Here is a 15,333-nt window from a genome sequence, read left to right as displayed (position 1 = left end):
GTTCGATCGCCGCGCTTCGCCGGGGTCAGCCCCTACGCGTGGCGAGCACACAGAACTCGTTGCCCTCAGGGTCCACCAGAGTGGTCCAGGACTGTTCTCCCTGGCCGATGTCCACGTGACGCGCTCCGAGGGCCAGCAGCCGGTCGACCTCGGCCCGGTGGTCGTCGGGCCGGAAGTCGAGGTGCAGCCGGTTCTTGACGGACTTCGCCTCCGGGACGCGTACGAAGAGCAGGCCGGGCAGCCGGTCCGGTGCCGGGCGGATCTCGTACTCCTCGGGAGAGTCGTCGACGACCGCCCAGCCGAGTGCCTCGGCCCACCAGCGCCCCAGCGCCGCCGGGTCCGCCGCGTCCACGATCACTTGTTCCCATTCCAAGGCCATGCCCGCAGGTTAGGGAAGACTGGGTCCGGTACGCATCTGGTGATCACGACACGGAGGGGCCCGTATGACACGCCCGATCACGGCAGGGGTCGACGGAACGGCCGAGAGCGACGCGGCGCTCGCCTGGGCGGCCCGCGAGGCCGTACGCCGGGACCTCCCCCTGCGTGTGGTGCACGCCTGGCAGTCGGTGCCCGACCAGGCGTTCGGGGCCGCGAGCCGGGAGACCCACGACCAGTGGATGCGGGACGGAGTGGACGAGGCCGCGCGGAGCGTCGCCGAACGTCATCCGGAGCTGGACCTGACCGTCGACGTGGTCGAGGGGAACGTGGCGCACTCGCTCGCCGAGGCCGCCGCCCGGTCCGAGATACTGGTGCTCGGCTCCCGTGGACACGGGGCCGTCGTCGGGTTCCTGCTCGGCTCCGTCGGGCAGCACGTGATCGCCGAGTCCACCCGGCCCGTCGTCCTGGTCCGCGCGGAGGACCGCGCCTCCGACGAGGCGGCCGGCCGGGAGGTCGTCGTCGGACAGCACGGCGACCCGGAGGAGAGCGAGCCCGCCCTGCGGTTCGCGTTCGAGACCGCGGCGGCCCGTGGCGCCGGCGTCCGTGCCGTACGCGCGTGGAGCCTGCCGCCGGTGTTCGCGTACAGCCCGGGCTCGCTGAGGCTCCTCGACGAGTCCGGGGGCCTGGAGCCGTACGAGAGGAACGCGCTCGCCGCCGCTCTGGACCCGTGGCGCGAGCGCTTCCCCGAGGTGCCCGTCACCCAGCACCTGGAGATGGGCAGCGCCGGCGAGGTGCTGCTGTCGGTGGCCCCGGGGGCGCAGCTCCTGGTCGTGGGGCGGCGCGCCCACCGCTCGGCCGTGGGCGCGCGGATCGGCTCGGTCGCCCACGGCGTACTGCACCACGCGCACTGCCCGGTGGCCGTGGTCCCGCACGAGTGACTCAGGCGGGCGGGGCCGCCTCCTCGTCCGTCGGCAGGGGCAGCGCCTGCCGGGCCTTGGGCAGGATGTTCGCGATGTAGTCCCTGACCGCCTCGTCCAGCCCGATGTCGTGCTGCGCCCGCTCGGACAGGTACCAGCGGTGCTCCAGGAGCTGGTGGTAGATCTCGGCCGGGTCCACGTTCCCGCGCAGCTCGCGCGGCACCTCACGGACGGTCGGCCGGAACACCTCCCGCACCCATCTGTGCGCGAGCACCTCCGGGCTGGCGCCGAGGGGGTCGCCGGGCTCGTAGTCGTCCTGGGTGGCCATCCAGCTCTCCAGGTCGTTGAGGAGCCGCCGCGCCTGGTTCTCCTCGGTGTCGAGCCCGGTCAGCCGCAGCAGTTGCCGCTGGTGGTGGCCCGCGTCGACGACCTTCGGCACGAAGGTCACCGTGTCGCCGTTCGAGGAGTGCTCGATCTGCATCTCGGCCACGTCGAAACCGAGGTCGTTGAGGCGCCGGATGCGGCGCTCGATGTAGTGGTACTTGCCCGCCGGGTAGACCGAGGTGCGGGTCAGCTCCTGCCACAGCCGCTGGTAGCGCGCGCAGATCTCCATGCCGAACTCGATCGCGTCGACGGAGGGGTGCAGCGCCCCGGACGCCTCCAGGTCCAGCAGCTCACCGCTGATGTTGACGCGGGCGAGGTCGAGGTCGTACTCGCGCTGCCCGTCGCTGAGCTGCGGGTGCAGATCGCCGGTCTCGGCGTCGACCAGGTAGGCGGCGTACGCGCCCGCGTCCCGCCGGAACAGGGTGTTGGACAGCGAGCAGTCGCCCCAGGCGAACCCGGCGAGGTGGAGCCGGACCAGCAGCACGGCCAGCGCGTCCATCAGCCGGTGCATGGTGGCCGGGCGCATCGTCGTCTCGAACATCGAGCGGTACGGCATGGAGCCGCCGAGGTGCCGGGTGATCAGCACCGGCTCCAGCGCGTCGCCCCCGTCGGTGAGGCGTCCGGTGACCACGCCCAGGGGGTCCACGGCCGGGATGCCGAGCCGGTCCAGGTCCACCAGCAGCTCGTACTCGCGCAGGGCGGGACGTTCCGCCAGCTCCTTGACCGCTATCACCTCGTCGCCCGCGCGCGCGTAGCGCACGACGTGCCGGGAGATACCGCGCGGCAGCGGCACGAGGTAGCGGTCGGGCCACTCCTCCAGGGGGAGGTGCCACGGCAGTTCGAGCAGGAGTGCGGGGTGCTCGGGGTTGGTGGCGCTGATCTGCAATGCCATGGCTAGACCGTTCTTGTTCGTTCACATTTGGCCGGTGATCGTCGGCTCACTCTAGAGCGCCACTTCACAGCGCTTCTTCACCGCGTCACCTCACAGCGCCCGCTCCCGGGCCCGCCCGGCCGCCTCGCGCACACTGCCGTGGTGCACGGGCCCGTGACCGGGCAGTACGACGTCGGCCGCGAGCCCTTCCAGCAGGTCCAGCGAGGCCACCGCGCGCTCGCGCTCCCGGTGGAACATGTCGGGCAGCAGTTGCGGGCCCTTGAGGCGGGAGGTCGGGTGCCCGCTGACCAGGGCGTCGCCGGAGACCACGACCCCGGCGTCCGGGAGCAGGAAGGCGCAGTGCCCGTCCGTGTGCCCCGGGGTGTGCACGGGCACGGGCCCGCCCGGCAGATCGAGCGCCTCCGGGAACGGCCGCGGCTCGGCGACCGGCACCTGCCTGGTGCCGCCGGAGCGGATCGCGCGCACGGCCCAGGGCAGTACGCCGGGCCGCCAGCCGTTGCCGACCACCTCGCCGACGCTCACCTGGTGCAGGAAGTCCCGGCGCGCGTGCGGGACTTCGGCCTCGTGGGTCAGCACCGGTGTGCCGTACGCCGAGCGCAGGTACTCGGCCGAGCCGATGTGGTCGTTGTGGGCGTGCGTGACGAGGATCGCCGCGACGGCCTCCGGTGAACTCCCCACCTGCGCGAGCGAGTCGAGCACCAGATGCCGGTCGCCCGGGTATCCGGTGTCGATCAGGGTGGCGGTGTCCCCCTCGGTGAGGATCACCCAGTTGGTGTCGCTTCCGTGCACGAGGTAAATGCCGTCGGCGACTCGCTGGACGTCTGCCCGCATGGTCTTCCCGTTCTGCAGTCGGCTGCCGGATCACGCACAGCAAATCAGACGGCGCCCGGTGGATCACCGATCCCTCCCCTCCGGACCCTTTGGATACATCGATGTATCGGATACATTCGTGTATCGAACGGAGGCTGGGCGAACGGAGGGCGGGCATCGGCATGGCGGTCGAGGGAACGACGGGACGCGTGACGAAGCGGCGGGTGCGGACGCGGGCCAATCTGCTGGAGGCCGCCTTCGCGGTGTTCGCCGCGAAGGGGTTCGGAAGGGTCTCCATCGAGGAGGTCTGCGAGGCCGCCGGCTACAGCAGAGGCGCCTTCTACTCGAACTTCGGCAGCCTCGACGAGCTGTTCTTCGCCCTCTACGCGGAACGTGCCGGACTGATCGCCGACCAGGTCGCGGGCGCGCTCGCCCTGGACGGCCCGGATCTCGACGTGCCGGCGGCCGTCGACCGGGTCACCGAGGTCCTCCTGCTCGACCTGGACTGGCTGCTGGTCAAGACCGACTTCCTGGTCCACGCGGCCCGGGACCCCGCCGTCGCCCAGACCCTCCTGGAGCACCGCGAGCGGCTGCGGCGGGCCGTCGCGGACCGGCTCGCCCGCGCCGCCGGACACACCGAACTGCCCGTCGTACTCGGCGGCGCCGAGGGCGCCGCCCACGCGGTGATCGCCGCGTACGACGGGGTCACGACCCGACTGCTGCTGGACAAGGACGTCGAGCACGCGCGCGCGTGGCTCAAGCAGTTGCTGACCGCACTGCTCACCGACGGCAGCGACAACCCGGCCGCGCGCAGCGGCGGATGAGAAAGGGAACGGTCGCCATGGATGCGGACGTCATCGTCGTCGGAGCCGGCCTCGCCGGCCTGGTCGCGGCGCACGAACTGACCAGTCAGGGCAGGCGGGTCGCGCTCGTCGACCAGGAGAACGCCGCCAACCTCGGCGGACAGGCCTTCTGGTCGTTCGGCGGGCTGTTCCTCGTGGACTCCCCGGAGCAGCGGCGCGTCGGCATCAAGGACTCCCTCGACCTCGCCTGGAGCGACTGGCAGGGCAGCGCCGGGTTCGACCGGGTCGACGACGAGGACTCCTGGGCGGTGAAATGGGCCCGCGCCTACGTGGAGTTCGCGGCGGGGGAGAAGCGGTCCTGGCTCGCCGGGCACGGCATCTCGTTCCTGCCGACGGTCGGCTGGGCGGAACGCGGTGACCTGCGCGCCCACGGGCACGGCAACTCCGTACCCCGCTTCCACGTCGCGTGGGGCACCGGCACCGGAGTCGTCGAACCGTTCGTGCGCAGCGCCAAGGAGGCGTCCCTCGCCGGACTGCTGACCTTCTACCACCGCCACCAGGTCGACGAACTCGTCCTCACGGACGGCGCCGCGCGCGGCGTACGCGGCACGGTCCTCGCCGATGACGACTCGCCGCGCGGAGTGGCGTCCAACCGGGACCGGATCGGCGACTTCGAACTCACCGCCCAGGCAGTGATCGTCACCACCGGCGGCATCGGCGCCAACCACGACATCGTGCGCCGGTACTGGCCCGAACGGCTCGGCACCGCCCCGGCGAACATGGTCACCGGCGTGCCCGCCTACGTCGACGGGCGGATGCTCGACATCAGCGCCGGGGCGGGCGTGCGCCTCGTCAACCGGGACCGCATGTGGCACTACACGGAGGGCCTCCAGAACTGGAACCCGGTCTGGCCCGGCCACGGCATCCGCATCCTGCCCGGCCCGTCCTCCATGTGGTTCGACGCGCTGGGCCGCCGTCTGCCCGACCCCTGTCTGCCCGGGTACGACACCCTCGGCACCCTCAGGCACCTGCGCACCACCGAGGACCTCGCCGAGCACGACCACTCCTGGTTCGTCCTCACCCAGCGGATCATCGAGAAGGAGTTCGCCCTGTCGGGCTCCGAACAGAACCCCGACATCACCGCCAAGAACCGCAAGGCGTTCCTCAAGGAGCGTGTCCTCGGCAAGGGCGCCCCCGGTCCGGTCGCCGACTTCGTCAAGCACGGCGCGGACTTCGTGGTCGCCGCCACCCTCGACGAACTCGTCATGAAGATGAACGGGCTGACCGACAAGCCGCTGCTCGACGCGGACCTGGTGCGCCGCCAGATCGAGGCCCGCGACCTCCAGATGGCCAACCCGTACAGCAAGGACGCACAGGTCCAGGGCATCCGCAACTCCCGCCGCTACATAGGCGACCGGCTCGGCCGCACCGCCGCCCCGCACCGCATCCTCGACCCGGAGGCCGGCCCGCTCATCGGCGTCAAGCTCCACGTCCTGACCCGCAAGACCCTCGGCGGCATCCAGACGGACCTCGACTCCCGCGCGCTCGGCGTGACGGGCGAACCCGTCGAGGGGCTGTACGCGGCCGGTGAGGTGGCCGGCTTCGGCGGTGGCGGCGTCCACGGCTACAACGCCCTGGAGGGCACCTTCCTCGGCGGCTGCCTCTTCTCGGGCCGTGCGGCGGGCCGGGCGGCGGCACGGGCGACGGCCTAGAAGGCTCGTGCGGCCTAGTCTCCCCCGCCGGGCGTCAGCAGTTCGGCCAGTACGGAGGCATGGCTCCGGTCGGGGGCCCTGGCGGCGGTCACCAGCGTCGCCGGGCCCCCGGCGGCCAGCTCCCGCAGCGCGCGCAGGGCCTCGGCCGCCCCCGGCGTGGCCAGCTCCGCCTTGTACCGGCGCCGGAACTCCTCGTAGGCGTCGCCCGTGTCCTCCTGGGCGTGGTACCAGCGGCGCAGCTCGGTCGACGGGGTGAGCGACTTCGGCCACTCGTCGATCCGCGCCGCGTCCTTGGACAGGCCGCGCGGCCAGAGCCGGTCGACCAGGACGCGTACACCGTCGTCCGGCTCGGGGGATTCGTAGACACGACGGACGCGGACGGTCACGAGGAGCCTCCGGCGGAGTGGGACACGAATGCGGTGACCGAGAAAAATGATGCGTTCGTCCGAGGCGGCCCGCAACTTGACCGGGATGAGGAGGAATTCGCGCGGTGGCGCCTCTAGGGTGAAAACCCTGAAGACGATCACACCTCATATCGTAGGAGTTCGCGTGAGACCCCCCAGGAAGTACGCAGGCACACGCACCGCGGTCCTCCGGCGTGACGCCGTCGTGGCGACCGTGCCCGTCGCTCTCGCCGCCCTGCTGGCCGCCGCCTCACCCGCCGCAGCCGCGACGACAGGCACCGCGGGCGTCGGCGACCCGTACTTCCCGCTGTCCGGAAACGGTGGCTACCACGTCGCCCACTACGACCTGAACCTCGGCTACGACCCCGCGAGCCGGCGCCTCGACGGCAAGGCCGTACTCACCGTCCGCGCCACCCAGAAGCTGACCCGCTTCAACCTCGACCTCAGCGGCCTGAAGGTCACCGCCCTCACCGTCGACCACGTCAGGGCGGGGTTCCGGCGCTGGGGGCAGGAACTGATCGTCAGCCCGCGCCGCGCCCTGAACAAGGACCAGACGTTCCAGGTCGCCGTCACCTACACCGGTGTCCCCAAGGCGGTCACGGACCCGGACGGCTCGAACGACGGCTGGATCATCACCGACGACGGCGCGTTCGTCGCCGGGGAGCCGCAGGGTTCCATGAGCTGGTTCCCCGGCAACAACCACCCCAAGGACAAGTCCTCGTACGACTTCACGATCACCGTCCCCCAGGGGCGCACCGCCGTCGCCAACGGCGTCCTCCTGGGGCAGAGGACGGCGGGCGGCAAGTCCACCTTCCGCTGGCGCCAGTCCGAGCCGATGGCCGCCTACCTGGCCACGGCCACGGTCGGGAAGTTCAAGGTCGAGCAGTACACCACCCCCGGCGGCATCAAGGTCTACAACGCGGTCGACCCGCGCGAGGCCGCCGCCGCGGCGCCCGTGCTGAAGAAGCTGCCGTCCGTCCTGGACTGGGAGGCGGGGCTTTTCGGCCCCTACCCGTTCAAGGCCGCCGGATCCATCGTCGACCGCGCCCCCCAGGTCGGCTTCGCGCTGGAGACCCAGACCCGGCCCGTGTACGACCGGGCGCCCGACCTGGGCACCCTGGTCCACGAGAACGCCCACCAGTGGTTCGGCGACTCCGTCGCCCTCACCACCTGGAAGGACATCTGGCTCAACGAGGGTTTCGCGACCTACGCCGAGTGGCTGTACCAGGAACAGCACGGCGGCCCGAGCGCCCAGAAGACCTTCGACCGCCTGTACGCCACGCCGAAGGACGACGACCTGTGGTCGCTCCCGCCCGCCGACCCGGGCAGTGGCGCGCACATCTTCGACGGTCCCGTCTACCTCCGCGGTGCCATGGCCCTGCACAAGCTCCGCGAGGCGGTCGGTGACCCGGCGTTCTTCAGGATCCTGCGCACCTGGACCACCGACCACCGCGCCGGGCACGGTACGACCGCCCAGTTCACCGCCCTCGCCGGGCGCGTCTCCGGCAAGGACCTGGACCAGTTGTTCCTGACCTGGATCGGCACCAAGGGCAAGCCCTCCGCACCGTAGGACCGCCCCGGCCCCTCCGTTGCCGCGACCGACGGCCGTCCCCGAGCCGGGGCGGCCGTCGCTGCCTTTGTGATATTGAAAGCTGAGCCGATTGGATGTAACGAGCAACCAGGACACCAGTGGACCCCAGCAGCAGTAACAGCAGCACGGGCAACGACGCGGACCCCCAGCCGACCGCACCGGCGACCGCACCGGTGACCGAGCCGGGCCCGGGGCGCCGCCGCTGGGCCATGGACACCCGGCCCCTGAGCCGCCCCGCCTACCGCCGACTGTGGTCCTCGACCGCCGTCACCGCCGTCGGCAGCCAGCTCACCGCCGTCGCCGTGCCCAAACAGATCTACGACATCACCGGCTCCTCCGCCTGGGTCGGCTACGCGAGCCTGGCCGGACTCCTGCCCCTCGTCGTGTTCGCCCTGTGGGGCGGCGCGATCGCCGACAGCATGGACCGCCGCAGACTCCTGCTGATCACCAACACCGGCATCGCCGTCACCTCGCTGCTGTTCTGGATCCAGGCCCTCGCCGGCCTCGGCTCGGTGACCGCCCTGATGATCCTGCTCGCCCTCCAGCAGGCGTTCTTCGGCCTGAACTCACCGGCCCGCAGCGCCGTCGTCGCCCAGCTCGTCCCCGAGGAGGAACTCACCGCCGCCAATGCCCTCGGCACCACGGTGATGCAGACCGGCCTGGTCGCCGGACCGCTGCTCGCCGGCGCCCTCATACCCGTCTTCGGCCTCGCCGAGCTGTATCTGGCCGACGCGCTCGCCCTGTGCGTCGCCCTGTGGTCCGTCGTACGGCTGCCCGCGCTCCCGCCGGGGCCCGAGGCCTCCCGGAAGGCGGGCCCACGGGAGATCGTGGCCGGGTTCCGCTACATCGCCCTGCACAAGGTGCTCCTGCTCTCCTTCCTCGCCGACATCGTCGCCATGGTCTTCGGCATGCCCCGAGCCCTGTTCCCGCAGCTCGCCGCCCAGACGTACGCCTCCTACGGGGAGGGCCGCGCCCTCGGCCTGATGTTCGCTGCGATCCCCGTGGGCGCTGTGCTCGGCGGTCTGTTCTCCGGCACGTTCTCGCGGGCACGACGGCACGGCTGGATGGTGATCGGCTCGGTCGTCGCCTGGGGGCTGGCGATCACCGGCTTCGGGCTGAGCACCAGCCTGTGGGCGGGGGTGGCGTTCCTGGCCGCCGCAGGTGTCGCCGACATGGTCTCCAGCGTCTTCCGGGTGGCGATCCTGCTGTCGGCGGCGACCGACGAGATGCGCGGCCGGATGCAGGGCGTCTTCACGGTGGTCGTCGTGGGCGGACCCCGCCTGGCCGACCTGCTGCACGGCACCACGGCAGCCGCCCTGGGCCCCCGTACGGCCGTCGCCGGCGGCGGACTCCTCGTCGTCGCCGTCACCCTGGCCCTGACGGCCGCGATGCCGGCGCTGCGCCGCTACCGCGTCCGGTGACCGGCGGGCGATTCCCTACCCGGGCCCCCGCTTGTGCAGGGCGAAGTGCTCCATCAGCCTGCCCCGGGTCAGTTCCAGCCGATGGGCGAGGATCTCGGCGATGACCCGCACCAACTGCATTCCGAGGGCCGGGTCCTCGTCGCAGAGTTCGAGTACCGCCGTGGCGTCGAACTCGTAGGCGCGTACGGGACTGAAGGCCTCGGCGCCGAAGTCCCACCTGTGCGGCGGGAAGAGCCAGGACCAGCCGAGCAGATCGCCCGAGCCCAGACTGGCCACGGTCACCCGCTGCACGGGCGTCACCTGCTGGACCAGGGAGACCGCGCCGGAACGGATGACCCAGAAACGGTCGGCGGTGTCGCCCGCCTCGAAGATCCTGAAGTCCTCGGGAAAGGACACCTCCGTCGCGAGCGCCAGCAGACGCTCGCGGCGGGGCGGGGGCAGGGCGGTCAGCAGCTTTGTCGCTTTGGTCATGAGCAGGGCTCCTCGCCGGAGATCCGGAGGGAAGACGTCCGCCGTGGCGGCGCACCGCCCGGCTCCGGCGGCTTCCCCTCCCCCCATTTCAGCCGTTGCGGAGGCGCCGGGCACCTCGGCGGCGGGCACGAGTCTGTTTTTTTGGCACATGAGTCTGTTTTTTGCAGAGGACGGCCCTGTCGCGGTGTTCAGCCCTCGGACGCCTGGGCGATCAGCGACTGCAGACGAAGGCCCCGGCGGGCGTCGAGCTCGCCGGAGACGCCGGCGCGTACGGCGGTCGCGAACTCCCGGCGCAGCACCGGCCAGCTCTCCTCGTGGTCGAGTCCGGTGCCGTCGAACACCAACTCCGGGCCCGAACCGAAGAGTTCGACACGGGCGGTCCCCTGCGGCACGTTCACCGAACCGGACAGGGAGGCCTGGCTGACCGCGCCGTTCTCGTGCTCGCAGGTGAGTTCGATCCAGCGGCGCGGATCGCCGGTGCCGCGCACCCGCGTGATTGGCCCCACGGCCGCGTCGAGCAGATCGAGAACGTGCGGTCCCAGATCGAGCAGCGCGCCGTGTTCGAGCCGCCATGGCGTCGCGAACGGGCCGTCCAGGAAGGCGCCGCTGAGGAAGCACGCCCGCGCGCCGAACACGTCTGCCTCGCGCGCCGCCTTGAGGAACCGGCGAGTCTCGGGGTGGTAGCGGTTCGTCAGGAGGACCTGGGAGACGACCCCGGTCTCGTCGATCGCGTCCACCAGCCGCCGGGCCGCTCCGAGTTCCTCGGCCACCGGTTTCTCCAGCAGCAGCGCCTTGCCCGCCCGCGCGGCCCGCAGGGCGAGACCGGCCTGTACGGCGGGCGGCACGGCGAACGCCAATGCCTCGCAGGAGTCGAGCAGTTCCTCGAACCGGGCGACGGCCGGGGCTCCGTACCGCGCCGCCGTCTCCCGGGCCGCCTCGGGGCGCCGCGCCCAGACCCCGGCGAGCTCGGTCTCCGGCCCGGCGGCCAGCACACGCGCGTGCACACCCCGCGCCCAGGGTCCGGCGCCGACGAGACCGACCCTGACGGGCGCGTGCGACCACGGTGCGGCGGCGGTACTGGTCACGGCAGCGTCCAATCCGTACGGGAGGCCGGTACGGAGATCACTCTGCGGGCGCCTCCGCCGTACCGTCAACCACGGTCCGGGCCGGGTACGGCCCATCCGCTCAGCGGAAAACGTTGTCCGAGTCGTCCCAGAGCGCGAGCTCCTCCGCCGCCGCGTTCGACCGGGGGGTGCGTGCCCTGGCCTGATACATCGCGTCGATCTCGGAGGCGTAGTGCCGCACGATCGCGTCCCGGCGCAGCTTCATCGAGGGCGTCAGCAGACCGTTGCTGAGGGCGAAGGGCTCCGCGAGGACCCGGAACACCCGGATCGACTCGGACCGCGACACCGCGCTGTTGGCGGCGGCGACGGCCCGCCCGATCTCCTCCCGCAGGGCGTTCTCCTCGCGCGCCTGGCGGTGCGGTGTGTCCTCCTGGAGGGCCAGCGTGGCGCGCCAGTGGGCGAGGAAGTCCGGGTCGAGGGTGATCAGCGCGCCCACGCACGGCCGGTTGTCGCCCACGATCACCGCCTGGTGCACCAGCGGATGAATACGCAGCCGCTGCTCCAGGGCGGCCGGAGCGATGCTCTTGCCGCTGCTGGTGATGATGATGTCCTTCTTGCGCCCGGTGATCGTCAGATACCCCTCCGGGTCCAGCCGCCCGATGTCCCCGGTGGCCAGCCAGCCGCCCCGCAGCGCTTCCCGGGTCGCGGCCTCGTCGTTCACGTACCCCTGGAACACGGGGGCGCCGTACACCAGGATCTCGCCGTCCGCCGCGACCCGGATCTCCGTGCCGGGCAGCGGCTGCCCGACCGTCCCGAACTTCTCCCGGCCCACGGGCTGCACGGTGATGCCCCCGCTGGTCTCGGTCAGGCCGTAGCCGTCATGGACGGGGATGCCGATACCCGAGTAGAACAGGACGAGTTCACGGTTGAGGGGCGAGCCGCCCGACACCGCGCCGCACACCTGACCGCCGAGGGCGGCACGGAGTTTGCGGTACACCGTCCGTTCGTAGAGGGCGTGCTGGAGGCGCAGGTCGAAACCGGGTCCGGGGCCCGTGCCCAGCCGCTCCCGCTCGGCGGCCGTGGCGAAGTCCCGCGCGGTACCGACGGCCCGCTCGAACACACTGCCCCGGCCCGACATCTGGGCCACGCGCAGGAAGTTCTTGTAGATCTTCTCGAACACCGACGGCACCGCGTACAGGAACGTCGGGCGGAAGGACAGCAGCGCCGCCGACAGCGCCTCCCCGCTCAGGTCGGGTTCGTGGCCCATGAGCAGGCCGCCGCGCAGGCACAGGCCCTGGATCATCAGGCCGTACACGTGGGAGAAGGGCAGGAAGGCGAGGATCCTGGGCTGCACTCCGGGCGGTGCCGTCGTCTGCCGCCAGCCAGCGAGCAGGGTGTCGCACGGGCTGGCCAGACTGCGGTGGGTCAGCGCGCAGCCACGGGGCTGCCCGGTCGTGCCGGACGTGTACGCGACCACGGCGGCCGAGTCCGGCAGCACGATCCGGCGCATCGAGTCGACCGTCGTCGTCGGCACCGGCCGCCCCAGCTCAACGAGCCGGGCGAGGGCTCCGTCGTCCAACTGCCACACATGGCGCAGCAGGGGCAGCGAGGTGCACACCGAACCGACGGTCATGAGGCCCTGCTCGTCCTCGACGACGACGGCGCTGCACTGCGAGTCCGAGAGGATCCAGGCGACCTGGTCGCGCGAGGAGGTCGGGTAGATCGGCACGACCTCGGCGCCCACCGCCCAGAGCGCGTAGCAGAGCACCGTCCACTCGTAGCGGGTGCGGGCCATGATGGCGACGCGGTGGCCCGGGGAGATGCCGGAGGCGATGAACCCCTTGGCCAGATCGACGACCTCGTCCCGCAGTTCGGCGGCCGTCACCTGCTTCCAGACCTGTTCGGCCGGGTCGGGGCGGCGCGCGAGCTGCGGCATGTCCGGTGCGCGGAGCGCCGTGTCGAAGACGCTGTCGGCGAGTCCGCCGGTCAGCGGTGCGGTAGCGGTGGAATTGAGGGGAGCGAGGGCGGAATCGCGCATGCGCTGCTCCTGGATCGTACTGGCTGTGACCGCGCCGACGAGTGGAGTTATCGACGGTGAACGAATGTAGCTCAGGTGGCGGCATTGTTGTCGGGAATTGTGAAGTCGATTTCCCGGCAGAGGTTTCGGAAGTGTTTTTCCGTCTTCACCCACGTTTTGGCGTCAGCCACACCGTGGCGAGCGGCGGCAAGATCAGCCGGAGGGACCCCGACCGGGACGTCACCACCCCGGGGTTGCGGACGTCGCCGCCGCCGTAGCGGGCGCCGTCGGTGTTGAGGACCTCCTCCCAGCCGGGGACCGTGCCGGGAACGTCGAGGCGGTAGTCGTGGCGGACGACCGGCGAGAAGTTGCTGACCGACAGGAGTGGGATGCCCTCCGCGTCGTAGCGGAGGAACGCGAAGACGTTGTCCTCGGCGGCGTCCCCGGCCACCCACCGGAAACCGGCCGGGTCGGTGTCGCGCTGCCAGAGAGCGGGCGTGCGCCGGTACACGGTGTTGAGATCACGGACGAGATCGCGGACGCCCCGGTGATCGGGCTCGGCCGCGTACTGCGGGTCCAGCAGCCACCAGTCCGGCCCGTCGGCCTCCGACCACTCGGAACCCTGGGCGAACTCCTGCCCCATGAACAGGAGTTGCTTGCCCGGGTGGGCCCACATGAATCCGAGATAGGCGCGGTGGTTCGCCCGTTGCTGCCACCAGTCTCCCGGCATCTTCGACACCAGCGACCGCTTGCCGTGGACGACCTCGTCGTGGGAGATCGGCAGGACGTAGTTCTCGCTGTACGCGTACACCATGGAGAACGTCATCTCATGGTGGTGGTACTTGCGGTGGACGGGCTCGTGCTGGACGTAGCCGAGCGAGTCGTGCATCCACCCCATGTTCCACTTCAGACCGAAACCCAGCCCGCCGCTGTCGGTGGGCCGGGTCACCCCGTCCCACGCGGTGGACTCCTCGGCGACGGTCAGCACGCCCGGGACCCGCCGGTACACCGTGGCGTTCATCTCCTGGAGGAAGGCGACCGCGTCCAGATCCTCCCGCCCGCCGTGGACATTCGGCGTCCACTGCCCGGAATCGCGCGAGTAGTCGAGATAGAGCATCGAGGCGACCGCGTCGACCCGCAGCCCGTCGAGGTGGAACTCCTCGCACCAGTAGACGGCGTTGGCGACCAGGAAGTTCCGTACCTCGGTCCGCCCGAGGTCGAACTCGTAGGTCCCCCAGTCCGGATGCTCGGCCCGCCGCGTGTCCCCGGGTTCGTAGAGGGGCTCCCCGTCGAACCGCGCCAACGCCCACTCGTCCTTGGGGAAATGGGCGGGCACCCAGTCCAACAGGACACCGACACCGGCCCGGTGGAGCGCGTCGACCAGATACCGGAAGTCGTCGGGGGAGCCCAGCCGGGCCGTCGGGGCGTAGTACGAGGTGACCTGGTACCCCCAGGACCCGCCGAAGGGATGCTCGGCGACCGGCATCAACTGCACATGGGTGAAGCCCAGGTCCCGGACATACGCCGGGAGTTCGTCGGCGAGTTGACGGTACGTCAACCCCGGGCGCCAGGACGGCAGATGGACCTCGTACACGGAGAACGGCTCCTCGTGCACGGCCGATCCCCGCCGGCCCGCCAGCCACTCCTCGTCGCCCCACTCGTAGTGCGAGGCGGTGACGACGGACGCCGTCGCGGGCGGCACCTCGGTGCGCCGGGCCATCGGGTCCGCCTTCATGACCCGGCCGCCGCCTCGGCCCACGATCTCGAACTTGTACCGCTCGCCCTCACCCACACCGGGCACGAACAGCTCCCACACCCCCGAGGAACCCAGGGACCGCATCGGATACGCCGTGCCGTCCCAGAAGTTGAGGTCCCCGGCCACCCGGACGCCTCGCGCGTTCGGCGCCCAGACGGTGAAGCGGGTGCCGGTGACGCCCTGGTGGGTCATCGGCTCGGCGCCCAGCGCCTTCCACAGCTCCTCGTGCCGGCCCTCCCGGATGAGATGCAGGTCCAGCTCACCGAGCGCGGGCAGGAAACGGTAGGGATCCTCGACCTCCGAGTCACCGCCCTCGTACGACACCAGCAGCGTGTAGGCGGGAGGCGCGGTGCGGGTCGGACCGCAGGGGACCACGGCGCTGAAGAAGCCGTCACCGTCGTCGTCGAGCCGGTGCGGCAGCCCGTCGACGAGCACGCTCACGCCCCGCGCGCAGGGGCGCAGCGCACGGAAGACGGTCCCGCCGCCGGGCACCGGATGCGCGCCGAGGAGCGCGTGCGGGTCGTGATGGGCGCCGGCCAGCAGTCGCCGCTTGTCGGCGGGGTCCCACAGGGCGTCCGGTCTGCCCAGGGAGGGCGTGTCGGGGAGGGCGGGATCGTGCAGGGCCACAGCGGTCAGCCTCCTCGGACGGCGAGTCGCTCGATCGCCGCCATGGGGACGGGGAGCCAGTCGGGGCGGTGCCTGGCCTCGTAGAC

The 15,333-nt window shown here is 71.5% G+C and carries 13 protein-coding genes; 5 read left to right on the top strand and 8 right to left on the bottom strand.

The window, feature by feature from the left end; all coding sequences use genetic code 11:
* Window positions 1-25 precede the first annotated feature (25 nt).
* A complete protein-coding gene (locus tag AOK08_RS02010) occupies window positions 26-379 on the bottom strand; it encodes a VOC family protein (protein WP_055523015.1) in 354 nt (117 codons plus the stop codon).
* A 64-nt stretch (window positions 380-443) separates the two neighbouring features.
* On the opposite strand from AOK08_RS02010, the gene AOK08_RS02005 reads away from it, so the two are divergent.
* Window positions 444-1,316: a universal stress protein gene (locus tag AOK08_RS02005; RefSeq protein ID WP_055523013.1), complete on the top strand. Its 873-nt coding sequence runs from the start codon at window positions 444-446 to the stop codon at window positions 1,314-1,316.
* A 1-nt stretch (window position 1,317) separates the two neighbouring features.
* Here AOK08_RS02005 and AOK08_RS02000 read toward each other — a convergent pair whose 3' ends face one another.
* Complete coding sequence (locus tag AOK08_RS02000) at window positions 1,318-2,571, bottom strand: DUF4032 domain-containing protein (protein WP_055523011.1); 1,254 nt, start codon at window positions 2,569-2,571, stop codon at window positions 1,318-1,320.
* Window positions 2,572-2,661: 90 nt separating this feature from the next.
* Complete coding sequence (locus tag AOK08_RS01995; protein WP_055523009.1) at window positions 2,662-3,402, bottom strand: MBL fold metallo-hydrolase; 741 nt, start codon at window positions 3,400-3,402, stop codon at window positions 2,662-2,664.
* A 161-nt stretch (window positions 3,403-3,563) separates the two neighbouring features.
* On the opposite strand from AOK08_RS01995, the gene AOK08_RS01990 reads away from it, so the two are divergent.
* Together AOK08_RS01990 and AOK08_RS01985 are read left to right on the top strand one after the other, a co-directional pair.
* A complete protein-coding gene (locus tag AOK08_RS01990) occupies window positions 3,564-4,205 on the top strand; it encodes a TetR/AcrR family transcriptional regulator (protein WP_055523008.1) in 642 nt (213 codons plus the stop codon).
* Window positions 4,206-4,222: 17 nt separating this feature from the next.
* Window positions 4,223-5,896, top strand: coding sequence for an FAD-binding dehydrogenase (locus tag AOK08_RS01985; protein ID WP_055523006.1), 1,674 nt, complete (start codon window positions 4,223-4,225; stop codon window positions 5,894-5,896).
* 14 nt (window positions 5,897-5,910) lie between these two features.
* On the opposite strand, the gene AOK08_RS01980 is transcribed toward AOK08_RS01985, so the two are convergent.
* On the bottom strand, window positions 5,911-6,282 hold the full coding sequence (locus tag AOK08_RS01980) for a DUF488 domain-containing protein (RefSeq protein ID WP_055523003.1): 372 nt from the start codon (window positions 6,280-6,282) through the stop codon (window positions 5,911-5,913).
* A 163-nt stretch (window positions 6,283-6,445) separates the two neighbouring features.
* On the opposite strand from AOK08_RS01980, the gene AOK08_RS01975 reads away from it, so the two are divergent.
* Both AOK08_RS01975 and AOK08_RS01970 read left to right on the top strand, forming a co-directional pair.
* Window positions 6,446-7,870, top strand: a complete 1,425-nt coding sequence (locus AOK08_RS01975; RefSeq protein ID WP_055523001.1) for a M1 family metallopeptidase — start codon at window positions 6,446-6,448, stop codon at window positions 7,868-7,870.
* Window positions 7,871-7,989: 119 nt separating this feature from the next.
* The gene (locus tag AOK08_RS01970; RefSeq protein WP_055522999.1) at window positions 7,990-9,312 is read left to right on the top strand and encodes an MFS transporter; all 1,323 of its coding nucleotides are present in this window, start codon (window positions 7,990-7,992) and stop codon (window positions 9,310-9,312) included.
* A 15-nt stretch (window positions 9,313-9,327) separates the two neighbouring features.
* Here the strand turns inward: AOK08_RS01970 and AOK08_RS01965 are convergent, their stop codons facing one another.
* The 4 genes from AOK08_RS01965 to glgB all read right to left on the bottom strand — a co-directional run bounded on the left by AOK08_RS01965 (window position 9,328) and on the right by glgB (window position 15,247).
* Entirely contained in the window at window positions 9,328-9,783 is a 456-nt protein-coding gene (locus AOK08_RS01965) for a Crp/Fnr family transcriptional regulator (RefSeq protein WP_055522997.1), read from the bottom strand.
* Window positions 9,784-9,971: 188 nt separating this feature from the next.
* Entirely contained in the window at window positions 9,972-10,868 is an 897-nt protein-coding gene (locus AOK08_RS01960) for a Gfo/Idh/MocA family protein (RefSeq protein WP_055522995.1), read from the bottom strand.
* Between the two features lie 100 nt (window positions 10,869-10,968).
* Entirely contained in the window at window positions 10,969-12,885 is a 1,917-nt protein-coding gene (locus AOK08_RS01955; RefSeq protein WP_055522993.1) for an AMP-dependent synthetase/ligase, read from the bottom strand.
* 145 nt (window positions 12,886-13,030) lie between these two features.
* Window positions 13,031-15,247, bottom strand: coding sequence for a 1,4-alpha-glucan branching enzyme (gene glgB / locus AOK08_RS01950; protein WP_107100837.1), 2,217 nt, complete (start codon window positions 15,245-15,247; stop codon window positions 13,031-13,033).
* Window positions 15,248-15,333 lie beyond the last annotated feature (86 nt).

This window comes from Streptomyces graminilatus, from assembly GCF_001418565.1.
Taxonomy (GTDB): domain Bacteria; phylum Actinomycetota; class Actinomycetes; order Streptomycetales; family Streptomycetaceae; genus Streptomyces; species Streptomyces graminilatus.
The sequence above is the reverse complement of the archived record's forward strand: the minus strand, read 5'-3'. Positions and strand labels throughout refer to the sequence as shown.

What these genes read in the sequence shown, in the direction of transcription:
- AOK08_RS02010 (WP_055523015.1), bottom strand. Translation starts at nt 379, where the DNA reads ATGGCCTTGGAATGGGAACAAGTGATCGTGGACGCGGCGGACCCGGCG.
- AOK08_RS02005 (WP_055523013.1), top strand. Translation starts at nt 444, where the DNA reads ATGACACGCCCGATCACGGCAGGGGTCGACGGAACGGCCGAGAGCGAC.
- AOK08_RS02000 (WP_055523011.1), bottom strand. Translation starts at nt 2,571, where the DNA reads ATGGCATTGCAGATCAGCGCCACCAACCCCGAGCACCCCGCACTCCTG.
- AOK08_RS01995 (WP_055523009.1), bottom strand. Translation starts at nt 3,402, where the DNA reads ATGCGGGCAGACGTCCAGCGAGTCGCCGACGGCATTTACCTCGTGCAC.
- AOK08_RS01990 (WP_055523008.1), top strand. Translation starts at nt 3,564, where the DNA reads ATGGCGGTCGAGGGAACGACGGGACGCGTGACGAAGCGGCGGGTGCGG.
- AOK08_RS01985 (WP_055523006.1), top strand. Translation starts at nt 4,223, where the DNA reads ATGGATGCGGACGTCATCGTCGTCGGAGCCGGCCTCGCCGGCCTGGTC.
- AOK08_RS01965 (WP_055522997.1), bottom strand. Translation starts at nt 9,783, where the DNA reads ATGACCAAAGCGACAAAGCTGCTGACCGCCCTGCCCCCGCCCCGCCGC.
- AOK08_RS01955 (WP_055522993.1), bottom strand. Translation starts at nt 12,885, where the DNA reads ATGCGCGATTCCGCCCTCGCTCCCCTCAATTCCACCGCTACCGCACCG.